The organism is Kitasatospora sp. NPDC005856, from assembly GCF_040629945.1.
Lineage (GTDB): Bacteria > Actinomycetota > Actinomycetes > Streptomycetales > Streptomycetaceae > Kitasatospora.
In genome coordinates, this window is the sequence record NZ_JBEXWT010000025.1 from 88,835 (window position 1) to 108,355 (window position 19,521).

Sequence of the window (19,521 nt, forward strand, 5' to 3'; positions counted from 1 at the left end):
CGCGCCGGGCGGGGTTTCCGGGTCCTCGGCGGACACCCGGCCGGCACCTCTCGCATGAGGGCCCGTGAGCCGTCGCGGCGGTGGCGGACACGCCGTCGGCAGGCGCGGTGAGCCGTATCACACCGCGTCACGCCGGATCGCCCGGGACGCTCCGCCGGTGACCGGCCGGGTGGGCGATACGCTTCGTGGGCAGTTCGTCTGCAGTCGTGTTGTCGCAGGTCACGCCGGTGCAGAGCCGCACCGGCAGACGGAGGTGGAATCGGATGCCCCAGCAGGTCAAGGCAGTCATCGCGCGCGCCAAGGGCGCGCCCGTGGAGGTGACCACGATCGTGGTGCCGGACCCTGGCCCGGGCGAGGCGGTGGTCCGGATCCAGGCGTGCGGCGTCTGCCACACCGACCTCCACTACCGGGAGGGCGGCATCAACGACGAGTTCCCGTTCCTGCTCGGCCACGAGGCCGCGGGCATCGTGGAGTCGGTCGGCGAGGGCGTCACCGAGGTCGAGCCCGGTGACTTCGTGGTCCTCAACTGGCGCGCGGTGTGCGGCCAGTGCCGCGCGTGCAAGCGGGGCCGCCCGCAGTACTGCTTCAACACCCACAACGCCAAGCAGAAGATGACGCTGCTGGACGGCACCGAGCTGTCCCCGGCGCTGGGCATCGGCGCGTTCGCCGAGAAGACCCTGGTCGCGGCCGGCCAGTGCACCAAGGTGGACCCGGCGGCCGAGCCGGCCGTCGCCGGTCTGCTGGGCTGCGGCGTGATGGCGGGCCTCGGCGCCGCGATCAACACCGGCAACGTCGGCCGGGGCGACTCGGTCGCGGTGATCGGCTGTGGCGGCGTCGGCGGCGCGGCCGTGATGGGCTCCCGGCTGGCGGGCGCGGCGAAGATCATCGCGGTGGACATCGACGACCGCAAGCTGGAGACCGCCCGCGGGCTGGGCGCCACCCACACCGTCAACTCCCGCACCACCGACCCGGTCGAGGCGATCCGCGAGCTGACCGGCGGCAACGGCGCGGACGTGGTGGTCGAGGCCGTCGGCCGGCCGGAGACCTACAAGCAGGCCTTCTACGCCCGGGACCTGGCCGGCACCGTCGTCCTGGTCGGCGTGCCGACCCCGGAGATGACGCTGGAGCTCCCGCTGCTCGACGTCTTCGGCCGCGGCGGCGCGCTGAAGTCCTCCTGGTACGGCGACTGCCTGCCCTCGCGGGACTTCCCGATGCTGATCGACCTCTACCTCCAGGGCCGCCTGGACCTCGGCGCCTTCGTCACCGAGACCATCGAGCTCGACGCCGTGGAGCAGGCCTTCGAGCGCATGCACCAGGGCGACGTCCTGCGCTCGGTGGTGGTCCTGTGACCGCGCGCGTCGACCGGCTGGTGACGGCCGGGACCTTCGAACTCGACGGCGGCAGCTGGGAGGTGGAGAACAACGTCTGGATCGTCGGGAACGACGAGGAGGCGGTGGTGATCGACGCCGCGCACGACGCCGAGGCCATCGAGGCCGCGCTCGGCGGGCGCCGGCTGCTGGCGATCGTCTCCACCCACGCGCACAACGACCACATCGACGCGGCTCCGGCGCTCGCCGCCCGCACCGGTGCGCCGATCCTGCTGCACCCGGACGACCTCCCGCTGTGGAAGCTCACCCACCCCGAGCGGCTGCCGGACGGCGAACTGGCCGACGGCCAGCGGATCGAGGTGGCCGGCACCGAGCTGACCGTGCTGCACACCCCGGGCCACGCGCCGGGCGCGGTCTGCCTGTACGCGCCCGCGCTGGGCACCGTCTTCACCGGGGACACCCTGTTCCACGGGGGCCCGGGAGCCACCGGCCGGTCGTTCTCGCACTTCCCGACCATCATCGACTCGATCCGGGAGCGGCTGCTGACGCTCCCGGCCGAGACCGTGGTGCGCACCGGTCACGGCGACCCGACCACCATCGGCGCCGAGGCCCCGGCCCTGCCGGAGTGGATCGCGCGCGGGCACTGACGGGCACCGGTGGTCCGAAGCCCACCCGGTACGGCCCCCGGGGAACGACCGTTCCCCGGGGGCCGTACCATCGCGATCATGGCCCACGACCCGCGCGACCTCGACGACGCGTTCCTCGCCTTCTGGCAGGAGCGGCACATCTCCACGCTGACCACCACCCGCCCGGACGGCACGCCGCACGTGGTGCCGGTCGGTGTGACGTACCAGCCGGAGACGGGAACCGCCCGGGTGATCACCAGCCGCACCAGCCGCAAGGCCCGCAACGTCGCCGAGGCCGGGCCCGAGGGCCAGCGGGTCGCGGTCTGCCAGGTGGACCGGGCCCGCTGGTCGACCCTGGAGGGCGTGGCGGTCGTCCGCGACGAGCCCGAGCAGGTCGCCGAGGCGGAGCGCCGCTATGCGGAGCGCTACCGGCAGCCGCGGGTCAACCCGGACCGGGTGGTCATCGAGATCACCGTCGACCGCGTCCTCGGCCGCGCCTGAGCGCGCCCCCGGGGAACGGCCGTCCGGCTGCGGGCCCCGGCACCTGAACGGGGCAGTCCCCCGTGCGGCGGGCGCGCGCGGATCGAGAGCATGGGATCGGCCGGCCCGGGCGGCCGCGGCGCAGGGCCGCGAGCCCCTCCCGGGGGACTCCCCGAGGAAGGAAGCACCCGCCCATGGAGGCATCCGCACAGATCGGCGTGACCGGGCTCGCGGTGATGGGCCGCAACCTGGCGCGGAACTTCGCCCGCAACGGCTACGCGGTCGCGGTGCACAACCGCACCCCGGGCCGGACCGAGGCCCTGGTCGAGGAGTTCGGCCACGAGGGCACGTTCGTCCCGGCGCAGTCGCCGCAGGAACTGGTGGCCGCGCTGGAACGGCCCCGCAGGCTCCTGATCATGGTGAAGGCGGGGCGGGCCACCGACGAGGTCATCGAGGAGTTCGCCCCGCTGCTGGAGGCGGGCGACATGATCATCGACGGCGGCAACGCGCACTTCGCCGACACCCGCCGCCGGGAGCGGGCGCTGCGCGAACGCGGCATCCACTTCGTCGGCACCGGCGTCTCCGGCGGGGAGGAGGGCGCGCTGCACGGCCCCTCGGTCATGCCCGGCGGCTCCGCCGAGTCCTACGCCGTCCTCGGCCCGATGCTGGAGCGGATCAGCGCCCACGTGGACGGCGATCCGTGCTGCGCCCACATCGGCACCGACGGTGCCGGCCATTTCGTGAAGATGGTGCACAACGGCATCGAGTACGCCGACATGCAGCTCATCGCCGAGGCCTACCACCTCCTGCGGGAGGTCGGCGGGTACACCCCCGCCGAGATCGCCGAGACCTTCCGGAACTGGAACAAGGGACGGCTGGACTCCTACCTGATCGAGATCACCTCCGAGGTCCTCGCCCACACCGACGCCGCCACCGGCAAGCCCTTCGTCGACATCGTCCAGGACGCCGCGGAGCAGAAGGGCACCGGACGCTGGACGGTGCAGACCGCCCTCGACCTCGGCTCCCCGGTCACCGCCATCGCCCAGGCCACCTTCGCCCGGGTCGCCTCCGCCCGGTCCGAACTGCGGGCCGCCTACCGGCCGCTGCCCGGGGGCACCCGGCAGGAACTGCGCCCGCACGAGGCCGAGCGCTTCACCCGCGACGTCGAACAGGCCCTCTACGCCTCGAAGGTCATCGCCTACGACCAGGGCTGGACGATGATCCGCGACGCGGCGGCCGAGTACGGCTGGGACATCGACCTGGGCGCGGTGGCGAGGATCTGGCGCGGCGGCTGCATCATCCGCGCCGCGTTCCTCGACCGGATCCGCGCCGCCCACGCCGCCGACCCCGACCTGGTCAGCCTGCTCGCCGAGGAGCAGTTCGCGGCGGAGGTCGCCGACGCCCAGGCGGCCTGGCGCACCGTGGTGGCCGGCGCGGCCCAGCACGGCATCCCCGTACCGGCGTTCTCCGCCGCGCTCGCCTCCTACGACACCCTGCGCAGCGAGCACCTGCCCGCCGCGCTGGTCCAGGGGCAGCGCGACTTCTTCGGCGCCCACACCTACCGCCGCACCGACCGCCCGGGCAGCTTCCACACGCTCTGGGCCGAGCCCGCCCGCCCCGAGGTGCGGACGGACGGCGGGACGGCGTAGGCCGGCGACGGCATGGGCCCGCGACGGCACGGGTCGGCGACGGCACGGGTCGGCACGGACCGTCGCGGCCACGTGCCGGGGGCGGGTCAGTACCGGGCGTCGGTGGGCTCAAGGGTGAGCTCCGCGATCCGGGCCTGGCCGGGGCGGCTCATCGCCCACTCGACGGCGGCCGCCACGTCCTCGGCGAGCAGCGGGTGGTACGGCCAGTCGGTGACCTCGTGGACGCGCGGGTCCGGGTCCCCGGAGAGGACCGAGGCGAACTCGGTGTTGGTGGCACCGGGGGAGATCAGGCAGATCCGGCAGCCGCCGGGCGGCCGTTCCTCCTCGGCGAGCGAGCGGACGAAGCCCGCCAGTCCGTGCTTGCCGGCGGCGTAGGCCGCGTAGCCGGGCGAGGCCCGGGTGCCGAACACGGAGCCGATCAGCACCAGGTCCCCGCCGTGGGCGTCCAGTTCGGGCAGGAGCAGGCGCGTGGCGATCATCGGGGCGAGCAGGTTGACCCGCAGCTGGGACTCCCACGGCGCGCTGTCGGCCTCCCGCACCGGCCCCTGGCCGCGGCCGTGCCCGGCCGCCAGCACGGCGCCGGCGAGCGGGCCGGGCAGGGCGGCGAGGACGGCCGTCAGCGCGTCGGCGAGCTCGTCGGTGCGCTCCAGGTCGAGGGGCACCGCGACGACGACGGTGCCGTGCTCGGCGGACAGCTCCGTGGCCAGCGCCTTGAGGCGGTCCTCGCGCCGGGCGATCAGCACCAGGTCGTGTCCGCGGGCGGCGAGCCGGCGCGCGGTGGCCGCTCCGATGCCGCTGCTCGCTCCGGTGATGAGCACGGTTCCCGCTGTGCCGGGCATGCGGCCTCCTGTGTCGTCGAGGACGTGGTGTCGAGGACGTGGTGCGAGGGGTCGGGCTCGCGGATGACGGGGCATCAGGCGGCCTTCTTCCGCTCCGCCGCCCGCTCGATCTCGGCGAGCATGTCGCGCGGGAACCAGAGGCTGCTCGCGCCCGCCAGGGCGACGGCCGCCGCCCCGACCAGCACCGGCACGATGCCGACCCGGGAGGCGAGCCACCCGCCGACGAAGGCGCCGACCGGCAGGGTGGCGGTCAGCACGGCCTGGAGGAAGGCGTTCACGCGACCCAACAGGTGGGCGGGGGTGACGAGTTGGCGCCCGGTGGTCATGGCGATCGCCCAGACGGTGGCCAGCAGTCCGAACAGCAGCTGGTACAGGACCAGGACCGGGAAGGACAGCCCCAGGGAAGCCGCCGGGATGAGGAAGAGGGCGGCGCCCGCGCCCACGGCGCACAGCCGGATGGCCCGGGCCATGCCCAGCGCGCGGGTGACGGAGGTCGCGGCCAGCACGCCGCTGCCCATCCCGACGGCGTACGCGGCGTAGACGGCGCCGAGCTGCCAGGAGGGCAGCTGCAGCTCCCGGTCGGCGTACAGGACGAACAGGCCGCCGCCGGCCCCGCCGCCCAGGTTGAGCCCGGCCGCGGCCAGGGCCTGGCGGCGCAGCAGGGTCTCGCGCCGGATGACGTCGAGGCCCTCCTTCAGGGCTTCGAGGCGGGACCGCGCGCCGCTGCCCGCCTCGTGCGCGGACCGGTTCAGGGAGGCCGGCAGCGCGAGGAACAGGGCCCCGCCGACGAGGTAGGCGGCGCACTCGACGAGCAGCGCGGGGGCCGGGTCGATCACGCCGATCAGGATGCCGCCGAGCGCCGGCCCGCCGATCAGGCCGATGGTCCGGGCCCCGGTGAGCGAGGAGTTGGCCGGCAGCAGGCGTTCCTTGGGCATCACGCGGGGCAGACAGGACTGCAGTGCGACGCTCTGGGCGGAGTTCAGCGCCCCGGAGGCGGCGGCCGCGGCGAACAGGTGCGGCCAGGTCAGGCCGTCCAGGGCGGCCGCGAGCGGCACGCTGCCGATGGCGGGGACCTGCAGCCAGGACAGCGAGACCAGCATCCGCCGCAGCCGGGCCCGGTCGACGGCGACGCCGATGACCGGGCTGAGCAGGACGCCGGGCAGGTAGGACATCGCCATCAGCGCCGAGGCGCCCAGCGGGCCGGCGTGCAGGTGGGCGATGGCCAGCAGGGGCAGCGCCAGCGCGGTCACCTGACGTCCCACCGAGCTGGTCATCTGCTCCGTGACCAGCAGCAGCAGCGGGCGGTGCCGGCGCAGCGGTACGGATTCCGGGGCCGGGGGCGGTGTCGTGGGCGGTCCGGACTCCGCGGGTACGGACGACTCCTCGGCCGTGGAAGATCCCATGTATCAGACTCCTGTGTCGGGCACGGTCCAGTGGCGGATGCGTGGAGGCAGTGTCACCGCCCAGCCCCGGGTGACGAGCACGAGGCCTTCGGACGCCAGGACGGACACGGCCTCACGGCCCGTACTGCTGAGGTCGTCCAGGGCGGTGGGGGTCAGGCAGGCCCGGAAGGTGGCCACCAGGTCGGGGTGGTCCAGCGCGAAGCGGGCGGAGGCGTCAGGGTCCCGGCGGTCCCTGACCTGGACGAAGCCAGGTCCCTGCCGGTAGTAGAAACTCCCGTACGCGTAGGCGGAGCGCCAGTCGGCCAGGGCCCGTTCGGCCTGCGGGGTCTGCGCGGCCTCCTCGGCCTCGGAGGGCTCCGCGAACGGCGGCGGCAGGTGGTGCAGGTGGTGGAGGGCGAAGTCGGCGGCGTCGGGGTCGTGCAGCACCGGGTCGTCCGGGGCCGGCGACCACCGCACCGGGAGCACCTGGCTCTGGCACTCGCGCAGCAGTCGGACGGCCTCGGCGGCGGGCCGCCCGCCCGCGCCGAGACGGACCGGTGCGGCGAGGACGACCAGCCGCCCGTCCAGCCGGTGGGGCACGGTGTCCGGCAGGTCCGGCCGGTCCGGTGCCGCGAGGGAGGGCTTCGCGATCGGCATCACGCCACCTCCTCGGGGGTGGGGAGGGCGACGGGGAACGCGGCGCCGTCGCCGGGGGCGCGGACCGGCACCGCCCGGGTGGGCAGCGCGACCAGGGTGTCGCCGTCCTTGAACACCAGTCCGTGCGCCAGGAGTTCGCGCCCCCAGGCGGTGAGCGCGTCCAGCGGGACCTCGTGCCCGGCCTCGGCCAGGCGGCGCTGCAGGGCGGGGAGCGTACGGCCGTGGTCCAGCTCGCGGAAGGCGGCGGCGCGCCAGTGCGTCAGCCGGTGGGTGCGTCGGGGCCAGCCCTCGCGTTCGTCGTGGATCAGCAGATCGCCCTGCTCGCCGCCGTCGCCGCCGTCACCGACGTCCGGGCCCGCCGTGACCGGTTCGAGCAGGAGCCGGGAGGACGGGTAGGCCTCCGTCCAGCGGTCGATCTCCTCCACCAGCCGTCGTTCCAGCTCGCCCTGGATGCCGGTGGCCGGGGTGTCGAACAGGTAGACCAGGTCCTCCAGTTCCTCCCGCGGCAGCTGGTAGACGTGCTGGTAGATGTCGGCGGGGCGGCGCTCGGTGAAGCCCAGCGCGGGGTTGGTGAAGTGCGGGCTGAAGCGTTCCAGCGCGATGCGGGTGGCACCGCCCGGAGGCTGGAGGTGGCGCAGGGCCGGCATCTGGTCGATGATCTCCGTGTAGTCCTCGTCGCGCTCGCCCGGGAACCCGTAGAGGTAGTTCCAGACGCAGGTGAGCGCGTGGTTCTCGCACTCCCTCATGGTACGGACGTTGCGGGCGCCGGTGACCCCCTTGTCCATCAGGTCGAGCACCCGGCTGTTCAGGCTCTCGATGCCGGGCTGGACGTGGGTGACCCGGGCGCGGCCCAGCAGGGCGATCTGCTCCCGGCTGAGGTTCGACTTCACCTCGTAGTGGATGCGCAGGTCCCACTCGCTCTCGGCGGCCCGTGGCAGGAAGTCACGGAAGTAGTCCATGCTGATGATGTTGTCCACCGTGATGACGTCGAGCAACTTGTGCCGGTGGACGAGCCGTTCGATCTCGGACCAGAGCTGTTCGCCGCTCTTCGAGCGGAACTCCATCAGGCTTCCGTTGAGCCCGCAGAAGGTGCAGTGGTGCTTCTCGCCCCACCAGCAGCCCCGGGCGCCCTCCACCACGAGCTTGGGCTCGACGAACTCGGCCACCGGGGAGGAGTCGAAGGACTCCTGCCAGGCGTCGAAGTCGGGGCTGGGCAGCAGTCCGATCGGGACGGTGCCGCGGGGCTCCCGGTTGGCGCGCGAGGTGTCGCCGTCCCACCAGCAGACCCCGGGGACGTCGGCGGGGGCCGTGCCGCGCTCGATGTGGGCGAGCAGCGCCGGGAAGGCCCGCTCGGCCTCCCCGCGCACGACGTGGTCCAGGAAGGGGTGGTTGCGGTGCAGGGCGTGGCCCATGACGCTGTCGCAGTTGCTGCCGCCCAGCACGGTGACGACCTCGGGCCGCAGGCGCTTGATCTCCCGGGCGAGGGCGAGCGAGGGCACGTTCTGCAGGAAGGTGGTGGTCATCCCGACCACGTCGGGGTCGGTGGCGAGCACGTCGCGGGCGGCCTCGGCGATGAACCGGGCGGCGTGCGGCCGCATGCGCAGCAGGCTGTCGATCGACGATCCGGTGCGGGCCGCGTAGGCGGTGAGCTGCTCGGTCCCCCACTGGTCGTCGTCGTAGAGGCAGCCCGAGAAGACCCAGTCGCCGAAGCCGTCGAACACCTGGTCGTCGGCGACGGTCATGTACTCCGCCGGGGTCAGTTCGCCGTCGCTGTGCTCCAGCAGGAACTCGGCCCAGCGCAGCCACCCGTGGTACTCGGCGACCTCGTCGGCCGGCCGTTCCCGGGTGACGAGTGCGTGCAGGAGGCCGACCTGGAGCGACGGCATCTCCAGGGCCTGCCACGGCATGGAGACGAGCGCGATACGCATTCCCTGGCCTTTCCGACTCTCGGACTCTCGGACGGTGGAGAGGCGGCCGCACCACCGGGGGTACGGCCGCCTCGGCTGAACCAGTGAGCCTTACTTGCTCGCGCGGCGTGTGCTCACGCTGTACTTGTTGGCCGCCTTGGTCTCAGCGCGGACGGCAACCTTCTTGATCTCCATCACACCTCCATGTGTTCTCGCGTGGATTTGCGGCGCCGGGACAGTTCTTGCCGGTCGTCCCGGACATTCAGGAGCACCCGCATGCGGGTGGCGTGTCGCGCCCGGAGCCGGGCGGCGACCAGTGGTGCCGGTGTACCGGGCAGCAGCCGGTGCACCAGCGAGGCCAGCTTGTCCACGTCGTTGTGCTTCAGCACCACCTGTTCGGCGGCGAGCAGCAACTCGGCGGGCAGACGGCGCAGTCGGTCCGCGCCGGGGCCGTGGGTGAGGTAGGCCATGCCGAGCGCGACGTGGCGGGACTCGTCGCGGCGCACCAGCCGGTACACCTCGCCCAGGCCGTCCCCGCGCAGGCCCTCGTCGAACCAGCGGAACTCGTCGGCGGCGAACCCCTCGGCCAGTGTGTGGGCCAGGAAGCGGGCGGTGTAGTCGCCCAGGGACCACAGGTCGCGCGACAACTCCTCGACGGCCTCGCCCGGATCCTTGACCGACCCGGCGACGGCGTGCGCGTAGCGGTGGAAGACGGCCGAGTGCTTGGCCTCGTCGGCCACCGCGGTGGCGAGCACCAGCTTCATGTCGCCCTCGGGGCAGGCGTGCAGCAGACCGGCCGCCACGTCCATGCCGACCTGTTCGGCGTAGGTGCTGCCGCTCGCGATCAGCCAGGACAGCTCGGAGGGCGGGGCGGTCCCGGTGCGGTCGCGCAGGGCCCGGTGGACCACCTCGGCCGGCTCCCAGTCGTGCGAGCGGGCGTCGCGGATGAAGCGGTGGTGCAGGTCGGGGACGCCGCGGGCGCGGTAGCGGGCCACGCCCGACGGACGCGGTCGGTCCGGAGCACCTTCGGTCCCAGTCATCCCTCACCCCGTTGCCGTGCCGACCGATGTCATGTGCAGGGAAGCAAAACACGGTGGGCCCGGTTGTTCGAACGCTTTCGTCGTTCCGGCCCCGCAAATGCGCCAAGATCCCGGTGACTGACGGGACTTGGGTTGATCGCCCGGCGGTCCGAGGCTGACCAGCGGAGATCGGGACCGGCCTGGTCTCAGGCGTGGTCCGTCCGGGACGGTTCGACCAGGAACGGAGGATGGCCGAAAGCTGATCGACCATCAAATCTTCACCTTCGGACCGTCGACGGGCGACCTATCGTGTGTGCGCCATCGCATCGGCGCATCGATCACGGGGAGCCGCCACCATGCCGGAGGACGACGTCCTGCCACGGGCAACACCACCCGCACACTGGCTGAGCCCCGGCGACGCCGGGTACGACGAGGCGCGCACGGTGTGGAACGGCATGCACGACCGCCGCCCCGTCCACATCGCCCGCTGCCGCAGCGCGGCGGACGTGAGCGAGGCGCTGCGCCACGCGGCGGCCCAAGGCCTCGACGTCACCGTCCGCGGCGGCGGCCACAACGTCGGCGGCAGCGCCGTCGCCGACGGGGCGCTGATGATCGACCTGTCGCCGATGCGCGCCGTCACCGTCGACCCGCGGGCCCGCACCGCCGAGGCCCAGGGCGGCTGCCTGCTGAGCGACCTCGACCAGGCCACGGCGCCGCACCAACTGGCCTGCCCGGCCGGCGTCATCTCCCACACCGGCCTGGGCGGACTGGCCCTCGGTGGCGGATACGGCTGGCTCGCCCGCCGCTGGGGCCTGACCTGCGACCACATCCTCGCCGCCGAGGTCGTCCTCGCCGACGGCTCGGTGGTCGAGGCCAGCGAGGAGAGCCACCCCGAACTGCTGTGGGCGCTGCGCGGCGGCGGCGGGAACTTCGGCGTGGTGACCCGCTTCACGCTGCGGCTGCGCCCGGTCGGACCGGCGCTCTTCAGCATGGGCGTGCACGCCCTGGACGACGTCCCCGACGCCCTGGCCGCCTACCGGGCGTACACCGAGCGGCAGCCGGCCGGCCTGCACGTCGTCGGCGGGCTGAAACGCGCGGGCGAGCAGGACTGGATACCGGAGCACCTGCGGGGGCGGCACGCGCTGCTGCTCCTGGCGGTGTGGACCGGGGACCAGGAGGAGGGCCGCGCGCACACCGAGTCGCTCTACCGGGAGGTCGCGCCCGCGGCCCGGGTGAGCATCCCGATGTCGTACCCGCAGCTGCAGGCGCTCGGCGACAGCAGCGAGCCCAGGGGCGACCGGTACTTCGTCAAGTCCCGCTACCTCCAGGACCTTTCGCCCGATGCCGTCGCCCGGATGGTCGAGGCGACCCGGGCCAACCCGTCCGCGCTCTGCTCGATCGACTTCGAGTTCCTGCGCGGGGCCATCGGGGACGTCCCCGAGCAGGACTCCGCCTTCCCCGGCCGCGCCGCTCCCTACCAGGTGACGGCGGAGGCGCACTGGACCGACCCGGAACGGGACGCGGAGCACATCGCCTGGTCGCGGGCGACGATCGAGGGCCTGCGGGCCTTCGGCACCGGCGGGGCGTACGCCAACTACGTCCAGGGCGAGGGGGACCGGAAGGCGCGGGACGTCTACGGCCCGGAGCGCTACGCCCGGCTCGCGGCCGTGAAGAAGGCCTACGACCCGGGGAACGTCCTGCGCGGCAACCTGAACATCCGGCCGGAGTAGGGCTGCCCTGGTCCGGCTCGCCCGCCTCGCCCGCCTCGTCCGCGCCGGGCTCAGCGCGGCGCGGACCCGCCCGGACCGGCGACCAGCCAGTGCGCGGGCAGCTCGATCCGGGTGCCGTCGGGGGTGGACTCCGTGGTGGCCAGGGGCAGTTCACCGCCGGCGAGGACGTCGAGTCCGGCCGTGCGGAACAGTTCGGGGAAGACCGCGTCGGCGACGTCGGCGGGGACGAGCCCGTGGGCGAGGACCGGGCGCAGCTTCGGGGGCGGGCCGGCCGGGTCGCGGGCGAGCTCGCCCAGCACGCCCTTGGCCGCCTCGGCGAGCTCGAACACGAAGGCCCGGCCACGTGCCCCGATCAGGACGCGAACGGCATCGACCACCCGTTGGCGGTCGGCCGGATCGCTCTGGTGGATCACCCCGCGCACGTACACGTTGGCGTCGCCGAGGCGGTGGTGGAGCGCCCGGACGGCCTTGGCGTCGGTGGCGTCCAGCCGGGTGAACTCGGCCCGCCCGGCCGGGTCGCCGCGCCGGGCGCGGTCCACCGCGGCGGCGGCCAGGTCGACCCCGAGGACGAGCGGGAAGCGCTCGGCGAGGAAGCGGGTCTGGGTGCCGTTGCCGCAGCCCAGGTCGATGACGGGCAGCGCCGGGTCGGCCAGGTGGGGACGGAACAGCACGAGGTGGCGTTCGGCGCTGAGGGCCGGTTCGGCGTCCCAGATCACCGCGCCCGGTTCCTCGGGCGCGTCGCGCCAGAAGCCCTCCCAGGCGCCCAGGTAGCGATTCGTCACGCTCATGACGGGGACCTCCGGATGTCGCGCGAGGTGTCTGGTCCGTGTCTATCGGTACCCGGTCCGGGCGGCAAGCGGGTCCGGGCGGCAGTCGGCGGGCGTGCGCGGGTGGGCGCGCGCCGGGAACGTGCGGGCGCGCACCGGGGGAGCGAAGGTCAGCCGGCGGAGCGCGACCGTCGCAGCAGGTAGAGGCCGGAGGCGGCGGCGAGCACGGCCATGCAGGCGGCGAAGACCAGTCCCGCGTCGATCAGGCCGAGCGGCCCGGTGAGCAGCCCCACCCCGATGACCGGGATCGAGATGCCGAAGTAGGCGACCACGAACAGCGCCGAGAGGGCGCCGCCGCGGTGCTCGGCGGGAGTGGCCGCGGCCACCTCGCCCACCGCCCCGCGCAGGCCCATGCCCTGCCCGGCGCCGCCCACGAGGGCGCTGAGCACCAGCGGGGGCAGGGTCTCCCGGGCGAGCGAAGCGGCCAGCAGGGCCATCCCGGCGATCAGCACCAGGCAGCCCAGCGGGATCGCCCGGGCGGTGCCGAGCCGGGGCACCAGGAGCTGGCCGAGCGTGGAGGCGAAGAAGGCCGTGAAGACCACCAGGCCGACCACCGCGCGGTTGTGGACGCCCAGCTCCGTGCCGAGGAAGGCGGGGCTGACCGAGGTGAACAGGCCCAGCAGGGAGAAGCCGGCGAAGGCGGCGACCGCGGCCGGCAGGAACACCGGCCGGACCTCCGGCGGCAGGGACGGCCGGTCGGGCCGGGCCGTGCGCAGCGGGCGGGTCCCGGAGACCGTCTCGGGCAGTAGCCAGGTGAGCGCGAACGAGGCGGCGAGCAGCCCCAGGTGCACGACGAACGGCAGGACCAGGAGGTGCGGCGCGTACTGCGAGAGCACGCCCGACAGCAGCGGTCCGCAGCCGAGCCCGCCCATGTTGGCGGCGGTCGCGACGAAGCCCGCGTGGGCCCGGTGCCCGGGCGGGGCGAGTTCCAGCACGTACGCCGTCCCGGTGCCGGTGAACAGGCCCGCCGAGAACCCGGACAGCAGGCGGCCCAGGCAGAGCAGGGCGACACTGTCCGCGTTCAGGAAGACCACGGCGCTGGCGGCCGAGCAGAGCAGCCCGCAGAGCAGCACGGGCCGGCGCCCGACCGAGTCCGAGACGTTGCCGATCAGCAGCAGGACGCCGATGACACCGAAGGCGTACACCGCGAACACGACCGTCACCGTCAGCTCGGAGAAGCCGAGCTCCTCCTGGTACAGCCCGTAGAGCGGGGTGGGCAGGGTGGTGCCCGCCATGCAGACGGCGAAAGCGGCGGCGGCGACAAGGTGCCCCACCCGGGCGACACCTGGCCGGGCGGTCCGACGATCGGTCATTCGCCCACCATAGGGCCTGTCTTCAAACTCGCGCCTGCGGGGCGAACGACGGGAGTTTGAAGACAGGCTCTGGGCGCGGGCCCCGGGCCGGGGCCCTGCCGCGCGGGGGAGCGCTGCGCCGAACGGCGGTCCGAGCCCGGCCGCCGCCGGGTACGGACGGGCTCGGACGGCCGTGCGGGCGGCGTCAGCGGGCCTGGTGCCAGGTGGCTTCGAGGGCGGTGGAGCCGTCGGGGCTGGTCGAGCGGCGCCACCGGGCGTGCAGACCGGCCGGGCGGGTGGCCGGGCGGGTGGTCGGACGGGGCGTGCCGATGGCGCCGAGCACGGTGTTGTCGAGCGGGCTGGCAGCCAGCCGGTCCAGCACCTGCGCGACGGTGGTGCGCAGGCCGTGGCCGTGGCGGCGCACGTCGGGGACGACGGAATGGAACGCAGCGAGGACGGACATGCGGCTCACCTCCGGAAGGACCTGCGGGTCGTGCAGGTGCGGTCCGTCCAGCTTCCGCCGCTCCGCGGGCTCCGGGGCCCGGATTGACGGGCTGCTGACACTCCGCTGACGATCTGCTGACGCGGGGGTGTCCCGCTGGTGGTCCTCGGATGGCCTCGGGGAGGTCCCGCGGGTGGTCCGCCGGGGCGTCAGACCCGGTACGCGGCGACGTAGCGGGCCGGGTCGCGGCGCAGGTCCCCGTGCCAGCGCTCACGGCACTGTTCGGCGAAGGTCCGTCCGGTGGCGAGGATCTCCTCCAGCGGATCCAGGTGCCCGAGAGGACGGCCGGCCGCCGGACGGGGTGGTGAACCCGGCCGGTGCGGGCGGCCGTAGGACCGAAGTGGGCGCGCGCAGCGGTGCGGCCGCGAAGCAGCGGGGGCGTCCGTGAAGAACCGGGGAGGAACTGGATGCAGTCCCGACGCGACCAGGTGCAGGCGCACCTGTTCGTGATGAGCAGGCTGGCCTCGGGCATGCTGCGGGCGGAGCCCGACGCGCCGGACACCCCCTCCGGGCGCACCACCCGGGGCACCATGGCGGGCCTGGCGGTGGGCGTGCTGATCGGGCTGGGCGTCACGGTGTACGGGGTGATCCGGCCCGGTGGCGGTGACGGCTGGGCCAAGCCCGGCACGCTGGTGGTGGTCGAGGAGACCGGCGCCCGGTACCTGTCCGTCGGCGGGCAGCTGCATCCGGTGCTGAACGACACCAGCGCCAGGCTGCTGGCCGGTGAGCAGATGACGGTGCGGCAGGTGAGCCGGGCCTCGATCGCGGACGCGCCGCGCGGCGCCCCGGTCGGGATCGTCGGCGCCCCGGACGGGCTGCCGCCCGCCGCCGACCTGGCCGGCGGCACCTGGCTGGCCTGCGCCACCACCCAGCCCGGCCCGACCGGCACCCCCGTGCCGAAGCTGGCACTGCTGGTGGACCCGGCGGCCGAGGGGCGGGCGCTGACGCCCGGCCAGGGGCTGCTGGTCGCGGCCCCGGACGGCTCGGCGCACCTGCTCTGGCAGGGCCAGCGGCTGCGCGTCGACACCGCCAACCAGGCGCTCCAGGCGCTCGGTTACGGCGGTGCGACGCCGTTCCCGGTGCCGGCCGGGGTGCTGAACGCGCTGCCCGCCGGGCCCGACCTCGCCGCGCCCGCGGTCGCCCGGCGCGGCGAGGCGGGCCCGGCGCTGGGCGGCAAGCCGACCCGGATCGGCCAGCTCTTCGAGGCCCCGGGCGGTGCGCACTACCTGCTCACCAAGGACGGCCTCGCCCCGCTCACCCCGACCCTGTACGCCCTGCTGCTCGGCGACCCGCGCACCCAGAAGGAGGCGTACGGCAGTGCGGCCCCGGCGCCCGCGCCGATCGGCGCTCTGGACCTCGCCGGGCACGCCGCGCCCGGCGGACCGCCGCCCCCGGGGCTCCCGGAGTCGCCGCCGGCGCTGGTCGCCCCGCTGCACGGCGAGGGCGTCTGCGCCGACCTGCACACCGGCGCCGGCGCCCCGACCACCGCCGTCACCGTGCTGCCCGCCGACCAGGCCTACGCGGGCCGTCCGCCGACGCCGCCGACGCCGCCGGCGGGTGCGGCGGGCGCGTCCTGCGCCGTCGCCGACCGGATCGCCGTCCGGCCCGGCCGAGGCGCCCTGGTGCGGGCGCTGTCGGGAGCGGGCGCCGGAGGCACCGAGTACCTGGTCACCGAGGGCGGGATGCGTTACCCGCTGCCCTCGGCGGCGGTCGTCAAGCAACTCGGCTACGGAGGTGCGACGCCGACCGCCGTCCCGGCCGCGGTGGTGGCGCTGCTGCCCGTCGGCCCGAGCCTCGATCCGGCGGCCATGGCGGAGGCCACCGCGCCCACCGCCGGGCCCGTCGCCGCCGCGGCCGCCCCGGGGGCCGCCGGCACCGCCGCGGCGAGTCCGTCGGCGTGCAGCTGAACCACCGTCCTCGGCAGGGCCGTTGGTCCGATCAGACGTCTCGGCCGGGCAGTCCGTCCGGCGAGCGCAGGGAAGGGAGCAGAGCATGACCACACCGGGCATGTTGACCAAGGAAGACGAAGCGATCCGCCAGGTCCTGGCGAGCCTGGAGCAGCAGATCGAGCACATGGTGACCGCCGGGCGCACGGTCGAGCGGATCAAGGAGGAGATCGCGGGAGGCTACATCTCCGGCGCGAGCGCCGTCTTCCAGCAGAAGGTCGAGGACTGGATGACGCGCTACCAGCAGGTCATCGGGGCCTTCGAGCGCTTCGTGCAGTCGACCCAGGGTGCCAACGCGATCCTCACCCAGGCCGAGGAGGACGCCCGCGCCCATGCCGCGGACGGCATCTACGAAGGCCTCCAAGGCGCCTGACGGACCATCACCAGTAGAGGACGGGTACCCCCATGGACTTCGGCAACATCCAGCTCCACCACGAGACCGTGTCGCAGGCGGCGAGCGAGCTGCGCCAGGCCGGCAACATGATGCGCAGCAACCTGGACGAACTCATGAGCAAGCTGCGGGGCGTGATCGACGGCGGCCACTTCCAGGGTGTCGCGGCCACGGCCTTCGAGGACCTCTCCCGGGTGGTCTCGGCCAACGAGTCCGCCATGGACGACGACATCACGGCGGCCGCGAACACCCTCAGCACGATGCACGAGATCATGCGCGAGTCGGACACCCAGGCGGGGAAGCAGTTCGCCTGACGAGGAGGGGGGTCCGCGCATGAGCGGCGACACCACCAAGATCACCATCGCCTACTTGGAGGGCCGCCTAGCAGAGCTGCGGGCCTTCGAGCAGGACGTGAACGGCCAGAAGACGAACTGGGCGAAGGCGCCGTCGGCGCTGAAGGCGGGCCAGGACGCGTTCCCGTCCGCCAAGGCGCTGAAGCAGGCCTACGTCGACTACGCGAAGAGCGTGGGCGACGGCATCGAGGCCGTCCGCAAGACGATCGACGACATCGTCAACGACCTGCTGAAGGCCGGGCGGACGCTCCACGAGGGCAACGACGAGGCCCTCACGGAGGCCCAGCTGCTGGAGGTCCTCCACGACGTGCTCACCGGCGTCGCCCCGACGACCAAGCTCCCCTGACGCCAGGAGACCGCCGTCGGCGCCGCAGGGCCACCCGGCCCGCCGGCGCCGACGGCACACCGCTGCCCGAGAACCGTTCCACCCCGCCCGGAGGATGACCATGGCCGACCAGACGAGCTACACCTGGGAACAGATGCTGAAGGTGTTCGCCGGGACGGACCACAGCGACGTCGCGCAGCGCACCGACGTGACCGGCCCCCAGTGGATCCAGGCCCGCTACCTGTACACGGACACCAAGGCCAACAACGACAAGCGCAAGGTCCAGAACGGCATCTCCAAGGGCGACGCCGGATACGACATGTGGGCCGAGTGGGTGTACCTGGTCGAAGGCGGCGGCACCTACAGCACGATCCTGGGCGTGACCTGCGACTGGCACTTCTGGGACGGCAAGCCCGACGACAAGACGCCGACCCCGTTCAGCCGCTTCAAGTCCAACCCGGGCGACATCATGGGCCCGTCGATCTGGGGGAGCTGCAGCGGCAACGAGGTCACGGCGCCCCCGACGCTGTGGGACGCCGCACGGATCATCGGCGAGGTCGACACCTTCTTCGTGGAGCAGCGGAGGAAGGTGAACACCTGGTTCAACGACGTGGGCGGCTCGGACAGCGAGTTCCAGGGCAGCGCGGCCGGCCGGTTCAAGGAGGTGCTGTACGGCCTGGAGAACGAGTTCATCGCCATGCACTTCGGGCTCAGCGGCGATCTCGGCGCGTACAAGGACCTGCCCAAGGAGGCGCCCAAGGACCCGCCCAAGGGCGGGTCCACGAGCAACCCCATCGTCACCAAGCTGAACGCTGCCGGGGACGCCCTGAAGCAGCAGCAGGCGAACATGTACTACCAGGGCTACGAGCCCTGGATGGGGAACTCCGCCCTGCTGAGCTCCACGGGCAACGAGCAGGGCGAGCACTGGCAGTACACCGACGGCTCGAAGGGCGGCAGCTTCGCCTCGCCGTACACGTGCGTGCACTTCGCGTTCACGGAGCTGGTCAAGGACCTCACCGCGGTCCTCACCCTCACCACGATCAGCTACGACGACGGGAGCATCTCGGCCGAGGCCACGGTCTCGGGTGGCGGGGTCACCCTGGCGACCAACGACAAGGGCGTCGACAAGGGAGCCCTGGACGCCTTCGTCGCGAAGCTGGAGGCCAAGGCGAAGGAGAAGTGGAACGGCTGGGTCGCCGAGAAGCTCGACTCGGCCGCGACCAACGCGGGGAGGCTCCTGAGCGACGCCTACGACGACGCGAGCAAGCTCCTGATCCCGATCAGGCCGGTCACGCTCGACCTGCCCAAGGACAAGGTCGAGACCAAGACCACCCCCGACGGCAAGGACGACAAGAACGGCGACGGGTCGAAGACCGACGTCAAGGGGCCCCCGGGGATCGGCGGGACCGGGGGCGGCACCGGAGGCGGCGGCGCGGGCGGGGGCGGGACCGGCGGGATCGGGGGCATCGGCGGCGGCAAGGGCGGCGGGAAGACCGGCGGCATCGGCGGCATCGGCGGGACCGGCGGGGGCGGGACGACCGGCATGGTCCCGCTGTTGGACAAGGACGGCAAGCCGCTGCTCGGCAAGGACGGCAAGCCGCAGATGGTCCCGGCCGGCACCCACGTCAACGACAAGGGCCAACTGGTCGACAAGGACGGCAAGCCGCTGCTGGACAAGGACGGCAAGCCCTGGACCGTGCCGCCCGGCACCGTCGTGGGCCAGCCCGGTACGGGCTCCGGCGGCTCCACCACCGGGTCCGGCGGCACCGGCACCGGCTCGGGCACGCCGTTCAAGGTGCCGCCGGGCTCGAAGAGGAACGACGACGGGACGGTCACCGCCCCCGACGGCACCCTGGTGAAGGACTCCAACGGCAACCCGGTGGTGCTCGGCAAGGACCGGACCATCGCCGAGGACGGCACCGTCCGGGACGCGAACGGTCGGCCGGTCTCGCAGTTCGAGCAGCTGCTCACCGACGAGGAGCACGCCCTCTCCAGGGGCATGGGGGACATCCGCGGTGGGGGCGGCAGTTGGAGCGGGCTGCCCGGCTCGATCGGCGGTGGCGGCATCTCCTTCGGCTCGGGCGGATCCGGCGGAGCCGGCTCCGACCTGTTCGGCGAGCCGCGGGGCGGCGCCGCCCCGAAGACCGTCGGCGGCGTCGCCTCCGGCCCGGCGAACCTCGGTGTCGGCGGCCGGCTGGCCGAGGCCATGGGCGTCAGGCCGACGGCCGAGGTGGCCGCCGAAGCCGTCACGCAGGTGGTCGATCACCT

General features: G+C 73.8%; 17 protein-coding genes and 1 pseudogene. 10 read left to right on the top strand and 8 right to left on the bottom strand.

Annotated elements, in window-relative coordinates; genetic code table 11:
• The first annotated feature begins 263 nt into the window (after nucleotides 1-263).
• The 4 genes from ABZ449_RS17685 (at nucleotide 264) to gndA (ending at nucleotide 4,083) form a co-directional block, all read left to right on the top strand.
• The gene (locus ABZ449_RS17685) at nucleotides 264-1,349 is read left to right on the top strand and encodes an S-(hydroxymethyl)mycothiol dehydrogenase (protein WP_360346523.1); all 1,086 of its coding nucleotides are present in this window, start codon (nucleotides 264-266) and stop codon (nucleotides 1,347-1,349) included.
• Nucleotides 1,346-1,975: an MBL fold metallo-hydrolase gene (locus ABZ449_RS17690; RefSeq protein ID WP_360346525.1), complete on the top strand. Its 630-nt coding sequence runs from the start codon at nucleotides 1,346-1,348 to the stop codon at nucleotides 1,973-1,975. The genes ABZ449_RS17685 and ABZ449_RS17690 overlap by 4 nt, the downstream gene beginning before the upstream one ends.
• Nucleotides 1,976-2,053: 78 nt before the next feature.
• Nucleotides 2,054-2,455 (top strand): TIGR03618 family F420-dependent PPOX class oxidoreductase, encoded by a 402-nt coding sequence (locus ABZ449_RS17695; protein ID WP_360346527.1) that lies wholly within the window; start codon nucleotides 2,054-2,056, stop codon nucleotides 2,453-2,455.
• A gap of 173 nt (nucleotides 2,456-2,628) precedes the next feature.
• Complete coding sequence (gene gndA, locus ABZ449_RS17700) at nucleotides 2,629-4,083, top strand: NADP-dependent phosphogluconate dehydrogenase (RefSeq protein WP_360346529.1); 1,455 nt, start codon at nucleotides 2,629-2,631, stop codon at nucleotides 4,081-4,083.
• An 86-nt stretch (nucleotides 4,084-4,169) separates the two neighbouring features.
• Here the strand turns inward: gndA and ABZ449_RS17705 are convergent, their stop codons facing one another.
• The 5 genes from ABZ449_RS17705 to ABZ449_RS17725 all read right to left on the bottom strand — a co-directional run bounded on the left by ABZ449_RS17705 (nucleotide 4,170) and on the right by ABZ449_RS17725 (nucleotide 9,908).
• Nucleotides 4,170-4,922, bottom strand: a complete 753-nt coding sequence (locus ABZ449_RS17705) for an SDR family NAD(P)-dependent oxidoreductase (protein ID WP_360346531.1) — start codon at nucleotides 4,920-4,922, stop codon at nucleotides 4,170-4,172.
• A gap of 74 nt (nucleotides 4,923-4,996) precedes the next feature.
• Complete coding sequence (locus ABZ449_RS17710) at nucleotides 4,997-6,325, bottom strand: MFS transporter (protein WP_360346533.1); 1,329 nt, start codon at nucleotides 6,323-6,325, stop codon at nucleotides 4,997-4,999.
• A 3-nt stretch (nucleotides 6,326-6,328) separates the two neighbouring features.
• Nucleotides 6,329-6,961, bottom strand: a complete 633-nt coding sequence (locus ABZ449_RS17715) for a DUF5825 family protein (protein ID WP_360346535.1) — start codon at nucleotides 6,959-6,961, stop codon at nucleotides 6,329-6,331.
• The gene (locus tag ABZ449_RS17720; RefSeq protein ID WP_360346537.1) at nucleotides 6,961-8,889 is read right to left on the bottom strand and encodes a RiPP maturation radical SAM C-methyltransferase; all 1,929 of its coding nucleotides are present in this window, start codon (nucleotides 8,887-8,889) and stop codon (nucleotides 6,961-6,963) included. The genes ABZ449_RS17715 and ABZ449_RS17720 overlap by 1 nt, the downstream gene beginning before the upstream one ends.
• 173 nt (nucleotides 8,890-9,062) lie before the next feature.
• On the bottom strand, nucleotides 9,063-9,908 hold the full coding sequence (locus tag ABZ449_RS17725) for a ferritin-like domain-containing protein (RefSeq protein ID WP_360346539.1): 846 nt from the start codon (nucleotides 9,906-9,908) through the stop codon (nucleotides 9,063-9,065).
• A gap of 335 nt (nucleotides 9,909-10,243) precedes the next feature.
• Here ABZ449_RS17725 and ABZ449_RS17730 point away from each other — a divergent pair, with 335 nt between their 5' ends.
• Entirely contained in the window at nucleotides 10,244-11,617 is a 1,374-nt protein-coding gene (locus tag ABZ449_RS17730; RefSeq protein ID WP_360346541.1) for an FAD-binding oxidoreductase, read from the top strand.
• A 50-nt stretch (nucleotides 11,618-11,667) separates the two neighbouring features.
• On the opposite strand, the gene ABZ449_RS17735 is transcribed toward ABZ449_RS17730, so the two are convergent.
• The 3 genes from ABZ449_RS17735 to ABZ449_RS17745 form a co-directional block, all read right to left on the bottom strand.
• On the bottom strand, nucleotides 11,668-12,405 hold the full coding sequence (locus tag ABZ449_RS17735) for a class I SAM-dependent methyltransferase (protein ID WP_360346543.1): 738 nt from the start codon (nucleotides 12,403-12,405) through the stop codon (nucleotides 11,668-11,670).
• 149 nt (nucleotides 12,406-12,554) lie between these two features.
• A complete protein-coding gene (locus ABZ449_RS17740; RefSeq protein ID WP_360346545.1) occupies nucleotides 12,555-13,757 on the bottom strand; it encodes an MFS transporter in 1,203 nt (400 codons plus the stop codon).
• Between the two features lie 184 nt (nucleotides 13,758-13,941).
• Nucleotides 13,942-14,199, bottom strand: coding sequence for a hypothetical protein (locus tag ABZ449_RS17745; protein ID WP_360346547.1), 258 nt, complete (start codon nucleotides 14,197-14,199; stop codon nucleotides 13,942-13,944).
• Nucleotides 14,200-14,645: 446 nt separating this feature from the next.
• Here ABZ449_RS17745 and eccB point away from each other — a divergent pair, with 446 nt between their 5' ends.
• The 5 genes and pseudogenes from eccB to ABZ449_RS17770 all read left to right on the top strand — a co-directional run.
• A complete protein-coding gene (eccB, locus tag ABZ449_RS17750) occupies nucleotides 14,646-16,145 on the top strand; it encodes a type VII secretion protein EccB (RefSeq protein ID WP_360346549.1) in 1,500 nt (499 codons plus the stop codon).
• Nucleotides 16,146-16,245: 100 nt separating this feature from the next.
• Nucleotides 16,246-16,557, top strand: a complete 312-nt coding sequence (locus ABZ449_RS17755; RefSeq protein WP_360346550.1) for a hypothetical protein — start codon at nucleotides 16,246-16,248, stop codon at nucleotides 16,555-16,557.
• Between the two features lie 32 nt (nucleotides 16,558-16,589).
• Nucleotides 16,590-16,889 (top strand): hypothetical protein, encoded by a 300-nt coding sequence (locus ABZ449_RS17760; protein ID WP_360346551.1) that lies wholly within the window; start codon nucleotides 16,590-16,592, stop codon nucleotides 16,887-16,889.
• Between the two features lie 19 nt (nucleotides 16,890-16,908).
• Entirely contained in the window at nucleotides 16,909-17,274 is a 366-nt protein-coding gene (locus ABZ449_RS17765) for a hypothetical protein (RefSeq protein WP_360346552.1), read from the top strand.
• Between the two features lie 100 nt (nucleotides 17,275-17,374).
• A pseudogene (locus tag ABZ449_RS17770) lies at nucleotides 17,375-19,521 on the top strand (hypothetical protein); the annotation flags it as partial.

What these genes read in the sequence shown, in the direction of transcription:
- ABZ449_RS17685 (WP_360346523.1), top strand. Translation starts at nt 264, where the DNA reads ATGCCCCAGCAGGTCAAGGCAGTCATCGCGCGCGCCAAGGGCGCGCCC.
- ABZ449_RS17695 (WP_360346527.1), top strand. Translation starts at nt 2,054, where the DNA reads ATGGCCCACGACCCGCGCGACCTCGACGACGCGTTCCTCGCCTTCTGG.
- ABZ449_RS17730 (WP_360346541.1), top strand. Translation starts at nt 10,244, where the DNA reads ATGCCGGAGGACGACGTCCTGCCACGGGCAACACCACCCGCACACTGG.
- ABZ449_RS17725 (WP_360346539.1), bottom strand. Translation starts at nt 9,908, where the DNA reads ATGACTGGGACCGAAGGTGCTCCGGACCGACCGCGTCCGTCGGGCGTG.
- ABZ449_RS17715 (WP_360346535.1), bottom strand. Translation starts at nt 6,961, where the DNA reads ATGCCGATCGCGAAGCCCTCCCTCGCGGCACCGGACCGGCCGGACCTG.
- ABZ449_RS17745 (WP_360346547.1), bottom strand. Translation starts at nt 14,199, where the DNA reads ATGTCCGTCCTCGCTGCGTTCCATTCCGTCGTCCCCGACGTGCGCCGC.
- ABZ449_RS17705 (WP_360346531.1), bottom strand. Translation starts at nt 4,922, where the DNA reads ATGCCCGGCACAGCGGGAACCGTGCTCATCACCGGAGCGAGCAGCGGC.
- ABZ449_RS17735 (WP_360346543.1), bottom strand. Translation starts at nt 12,405, where the DNA reads ATGAGCGTGACGAATCGCTACCTGGGCGCCTGGGAGGGCTTCTGGCGC.
- ABZ449_RS17760 (WP_360346551.1), top strand. Translation starts at nt 16,590, where the DNA reads ATGGACTTCGGCAACATCCAGCTCCACCACGAGACCGTGTCGCAGGCG.
- eccB (WP_360346549.1), top strand. Translation starts at nt 14,646, where the DNA reads ATGCAGTCCCGACGCGACCAGGTGCAGGCGCACCTGTTCGTGATGAGC.
- ABZ449_RS17720 (WP_360346537.1), bottom strand. Translation starts at nt 8,889, where the DNA reads ATGCGTATCGCGCTCGTCTCCATGCCGTGGCAGGCCCTGGAGATGCCG.
- ABZ449_RS17755 (WP_360346550.1), top strand. Translation starts at nt 16,246, where the DNA reads ATGTTGACCAAGGAAGACGAAGCGATCCGCCAGGTCCTGGCGAGCCTG.
- ABZ449_RS17740 (WP_360346545.1), bottom strand. Translation starts at nt 13,757, where the DNA reads ATGACCGATCGTCGGACCGCCCGGCCAGGTGTCGCCCGGGTGGGGCAC.
- ABZ449_RS17710 (WP_360346533.1), bottom strand. Translation starts at nt 6,325, where the DNA reads ATGGGATCTTCCACGGCCGAGGAGTCGTCCGTACCCGCGGAGTCCGGA.
- ABZ449_RS17765 (WP_360346552.1), top strand. Translation starts at nt 16,909, where the DNA reads ATGAGCGGCGACACCACCAAGATCACCATCGCCTACTTGGAGGGCCGC.
- gndA (WP_360346529.1), top strand. Translation starts at nt 2,629, where the DNA reads ATGGAGGCATCCGCACAGATCGGCGTGACCGGGCTCGCGGTGATGGGC.